General features: G+C 38.9%; 3 protein-coding genes and 4 pseudogenes. 6 read left to right on the top strand and 1 reads right to left on the bottom strand.

What is annotated here, in order from left to right:
- Positions 1 to 393: 393 nt before the first annotated feature.
- The 6 genes and pseudogenes from AFK68_RS11615 to AFK68_RS11645 all read left to right on the top strand — a co-directional run.
- A partial coding sequence (locus AFK68_RS11615) for a filamentous hemagglutinin N-terminal domain-containing protein (protein ID WP_143437798.1) occupies positions 394 to 1201 on the top strand: 808 nt, incomplete at its 3' end.
- 1 nt (position 1202) lies between these two features.
- A pseudogene (locus AFK68_RS44855) lies at positions 1203 to 1711 on the top strand (filamentous hemagglutinin); the annotation flags it as partial.
- Between the two features lie 65 nt (positions 1712 to 1776).
- Positions 1777 to 2005: pseudogene (locus AFK68_RS11625) on the top strand (zinc ribbon domain-containing protein); the annotation flags it as partial.
- 125 nt (positions 2006 to 2130) lie between these two features.
- A pseudogene (locus AFK68_RS11630) lies at positions 2131 to 2409 on the top strand (filamentous hemagglutinin); the annotation flags it as partial.
- Positions 2410 to 3518: 1109 nt separating this feature from the next.
- Positions 3519 to 3851 carry a hypothetical protein gene (locus AFK68_RS11640; RefSeq protein WP_094672918.1) on the top strand — a complete coding sequence of 111 codons (333 nt, stop codon included), beginning with the start codon at positions 3519 to 3521 and terminating at the stop codon, positions 3849 to 3851.
- On the top strand, positions 3821 to 4795 hold the full coding sequence (locus AFK68_RS11645) for a CHAT domain-containing protein (RefSeq protein ID WP_094672920.1): 975 nt from the start codon (positions 3821 to 3823) through the stop codon (positions 4793 to 4795). The genes AFK68_RS11640 and AFK68_RS11645 overlap by 31 nt, the downstream gene beginning before the upstream one ends.
- A gap of 91 nt (positions 4796 to 4886) precedes the next feature.
- Here the strand turns inward: AFK68_RS11645 and AFK68_RS36630 are convergent.
- Positions 4887 to 5213 (bottom strand): annotated as a pseudogene (locus AFK68_RS36630) (hypothetical protein); the annotation flags it as partial.

Genomic DNA, 5213 nt, shown 5'->3' on the forward strand with positions numbered 1-5213 from the left:
ATAGTTATGCGAAGCTAACGGCCGTTTCGCGGAGCGACATGTTTGCGGAGCATTCCGTCAGGAAAACGCCCCTACGAGGACTGACTCCTCCCTTCTTATTTATAACTATTCAACCGGACATGATATAAGTCAAAACTCTAATAATAATAGTCAAAATTCTGTAGCTTTACTAATAGACATCTCCAAAAAAGAGGGAAAAGGAAGAAATAATAGATAATTTATGGATGATAATTGATTTGATTTTTAATTTTTGTAGATGTCTAATATGAGTCAGAGGGGATAAAAAAATCAACTTTAGTATTTCAAGCCTCCCTATTCGGTGGAGCTACTGATAACTAATAACTGATAACTGAAATGACCGATACTAAAGTCCAAACTTTGAAAATTTTAGTAATGAAGAAATTATTAACTATTAGCCTAATTTTCACTAGCTGGAATCTATCCTTACCAACTTTAGCTCAAATAGTCCCCGATGCTACTTTACCCAATAATACTACGGTAATTATCAATGGCAACCGCTTTACCATTGACGGTGGAACAACAATTGGTGACAATTTATTTCATAGTTTCCAGGATTTTTCTCTGCCCACACGCACAGAAGCATTTTTTGATAATTCTGTCAATATCTCTAATATTATCAACCGAATCACCGGGGGAAATATTTCCAATATTGATGGATTAATTCGGGCCAATGGTACGGCTAACTTTTTTCTGCTTAACCCCAACGGTATAGTTTTTGGACCAAACGCTCGTTTAGATATAGGTGGTTCATTTATTAGCAGTACGGCAGAAAGCTTAATATTTTCTGATGGTAGTTTCTATAGCGCTACTAATCCCAACGCCCCACCCTTGTTAACGATTAATAGACCCATCGGCTTAAATTTGGGGCCAAATCCAGGAACAATAACAGTTGAGGGAAACGGTCATGGATTTACTATTGTAGAAAATGTCCTCTTTGAACCGATTAATAGAAGTGAAGCCAATAGAGGATTACAAGTCCAGCCCAATCAAACTTTAGCCCTAATTGGAGGAAATATTAACCTAGATGGAGGTGTCTTAACGGCGGAAGGTGGACAAATTGAACTAGGAGCAGTAGCAGAAGGAAGAGTTGCTTTTAGTGTCTTGCCATCTGGAGGTTTTGCTTTCAACTATAACGGTGTAGAGAATTTTGGAGATATTAATCTGTTACAACAAGCAGCAGNTCCAGCCCAATCAAACTTTAGCCCTAATTGGAGGAAATATTAACCTAGATGGAGGTGTCTTAACGGCGGAAGGTGGACAAATTGAACTAGGAGCAGTAGCAGAAGGAAGAGTTGCTTTTAGTGTCTTGCCATCTGGAGGTTTTGCTTTCAACTATAACGGTGTAGAGAATTTTGGAGATATTAATCTGTTACAACAAGCAGCAGCAGACACTTCAGGAGTAGGTGCTGCTTCAATTCAGATGACAGGTAGACAAATAACGTTAAGGGATGGCTCCGTGGCATTGAATCAAAATCAAGGAAGCGAAGCAGGAGGAGAAATTAGCGTCACTGCAACAGATTTATTGACAATAGAAGGTACAAATCCCGATGCCAGTATTCCCAGTCGCTTACAAACTCAGGCTCTGGCAATAGGTAAAGGAGGAGACATAAAAATTTCGACTCGTCAGTTAATGGTGCGAGATGGAGGACAGATACTAGCAAATACTCAACGAAAAGGAGCTTGGCTCTAAAAACAGAGTCAAAGCTATCAAAAAACTAGCAATATTGCACAAGAAAGTAGCAGATATTAGAGCANCTGTGGGTTTTATGAGTTTAAGCGTCAGCTTATATACAAGTGTGAGTGGTATGGAAGCCAGCTAGTGATAGCTCCTAGATTTTATCCGAATTCTCAATTATGTTCTCACTGTGGGCATCAACAGAAAATGCCTTTAAGTGTGAGAACTTACGAATGCGGACACTGTGGTTTCACTGCTCCCAGAGATTTTAATGCCGCTATAAACCTAGAAAACTATGCACGTCAGTAGCTTGAGCTTCAAGCGATTTCAAGCCTGCTCTCGAAGATAAGTTGCAGACTGCGGTCAGTGGTCTTCTGTGAAGCAGGAAGCTAACTCCAAAACCCTCTTGGGTAAGTTTGGGTAAGTTTAGTAAAATGGAAGGTGGTAATATAAATATAACGACAGGGTTCCTCGAACTCCGTCGTAGTAGTCAAATTTCTACAGAAGCAGGGGGTACGGGTAACGGTGGCGATATTGATCTTAATGCTGAGAATATAGTTATTCTCGAAAATAGTAACATTACTGCCAATGCTTTTGAGGGTGCGGGTGGCAGTCTTAGCATTACCACTGAAGGTTTATTTCAATCTCGCGATAGTGAAATTACAGCCAGTTCGGCACTGGGTGTTTCTGGTATAGTGACTATCAACAACCCGNGGGTACGGGTAACGGTGGCGATATTGATCTTAATGCTGAGAATATAGTTATTCTCGAAAATAGTAACATTACTGCCAATGCTTTTGAGGGTGCGGGTGGCAGTCTTAGCATTACCACTGAAGGTTTATTTCAATCTCGCGATAGTGAAATTACAGCCAGTTCGGCACTGGGTGTTTCTGGTATAGTGACTATCAACAACCCGGAAGTAGACCCCAGTAGTGCTGTTGCCCCTTTGCCAGAGGAAACTACAGACCTCAACCAACTTGTAGCAGCAGGTTGTGCAGGTAGTGGGGATAGTTCTTTTACTTTTATTGGTCGTGGCGGTATACCTGTTGCTCCAATGGAAACATTGCGCGGTCAAACTCTGTGGCAAGATTTAGAAAATTATGCAGTTTCAGGAGAGCGAACATTTTCAGGAAATCAAATTGTCACCCATGAGACTTTACCCAAATATCAAAATCAGTTAATCGAATCAACGGGTTGGATATTTCACCCAGATGGTAGGGTAGAATTAGTAGCAGTTATGCCTAATCAGAATTGGTATCGACCAATTAATTGTCAAGATTTATAGGGGTATTAATTCCAGGAGACCACATTCAATAATTGATAATTGATAATGGATAATTGATAATTACCTCTCCCTAAAAGGAAGAGAATTAAATAAAAGGAAAATAAATTAATTGTTTCTCTTGATCTAGTTGGCTTTAAACCTTAATTATTCGGTAAGGATGTTGCATAGAGCGTCGTTTTGGTTGTGGCAAAGATTGCAAAATACTCCAATACACCCTATTTTTTAAATAGATATCAAATGGGTTCCATCTACTATTACAGGCGTAGGAATACTAAAAATTTAACTTATTTTTAACCTGGTCTTTACTCTAATGTTCTCAGAGTATCCTAGATTCAAAAAAAAGGGCATTGGTGATTTTGGCTATGATTTTCGGCATTCTAGAAACCGGGTTTGTTGGAGACAGATATCAGTATGTATCGGCATCTAATACAAACCCGGTTTCTTATAACACGCTTTTGATATTTCATAGCTCATTCACCAACGCCAAAAAAAGAACTACTTGTAGTACCTTATAAATAAATAAAATTTTATGCTGATATGCTGAAATTTTCCCGTTTTCGATCTTCTATCTTCCTGAGTAATCTAATATTAGGGCTATTAACCTTTATATTAGTCACAACTATTTTGCCAGCATTCGATCGCTATGCCCCAACTGCTTTTGCCCAAACACCGATACAACAAATAGAACAAAAAGGCCGAGAGCTTTATCAGCAAGGCCAATTTTTAGAAGCAATTGATAATTGGCAAAAGGTTGCTCAAGACTATGCAAAACAAGAACAATTTATTCGTAAAGCTCAAACTTTAAACTATATTTCCACAGCATATCAAGCTTTGGGAGAATGGCAGGCAGCGAAAGAAGCGATCGCCTAGAAGTAATTCTTTCCCTACCCGATCGTCCCTTGCTTCATTACATTACTCCACTACCGCAAGAGGAAATTCAAAGCACTCTTGAACAACTGTACTCTGCATTTTATATTGGATTTTCCCAAAAAGAAAGACTCAAACTTGCTCAAGAAGTATACAACTGGCTAATTCAACCAGCAGAAGTAGATTTAGCAGCTAATAATATTCAGACTCTAGTATTTGTGCTTGATGGCTTCCTGAGAAATATACCAATGGCTAGTTTATACGATGGTCAACAGTATCTGATTGAGAAATATAGCATTGGTCTGAGCCAAGGGTTGCAATTATTTCCAGAGGGCCTCGAAAGTGCAAGACTTAATGTTTTAATGTTGGGTCTTACTGAAGCACGTCAAGGTTTTACCCCTCTACCAGGAGTAGGAGTTGAAATTGAAGAAATTGCCAAAAAAATAGACTCAAAAACTATTCTCTTGAACGAGGAATTTACTCAAGTAGCTTTCCAAAAGAAAGTAGAAGGTAAACCATTTCGGGTAGTTCATTTAGCAACTCATGGTCAGTTTAGTTCCGATCCAGAAGAAACATTTCTGTTAACTTGGGATACTCGCCTCCAGGTTAAAGAATTTTCTGAATTATTACAAGAACAAAATCGAGACCCAATAGAATTACTGATACTTAGTGCTTGTCAAACTGCTGCTGGAGATAATAGAGCTGGATTAGGTTTGGCTGGATTAGCTTTGCGTTCTGGTGCCCGCAGTACCCTAGCAACATTGTGGTCTGTTGACGATTTGTCTACGGCTGAATTTATGATAGATTTTTACCAGGTGCTAACTACTAAATCTGAAACTAATTTGACTAAAGCAGAAGCGCTCCGCCAAGCTCAAATAGCTTTAATAAAAAATCCACAATACAATCATCCTTCCATTGGCATTTTTGACAATGTTGTTGGTATTTGATAACTGAGGATAGCTGAAGGAATTATAATAATATTTCCCCTTTAATTTAGGTCTGCCACTGGTTTGACCGTTTTTATCAGGTTTGGTAAAGTTATCCATAGTAGTTTGTACGCGCTGGATCACATCTTGCAATACCTGGGAGTATGTTGTTGGTATTTGATAACTGAGGATAGCTGAAGGAATTATAATAATATTTCCCCTTTAATTTAGGTCTGCCACTGGTTTGACCGTTTTTATCAGGTTTGGTAAAGTTATCCATAGTAGTTTGTACGCGCTGGATCACATCTTGCAATACCTGGGAGTGGATGCACTTGTATTCACCGAAGAGTTTTTGAGTTTGTGCTAAGTTGGCTAACTGTACTGTTTCCCAAGCTACATAACCATTTATTATGTTGGGATGTTTGTCACCTTTTCTAGT

The sequence above is a fragment of the Hydrocoleum sp. CS-953 genome (genome assembly GCF_002260545.1).
Taxonomy (GTDB): domain Bacteria; phylum Cyanobacteriota; class Cyanobacteriia; order Cyanobacteriales; family Microcoleaceae; genus Trichodesmium.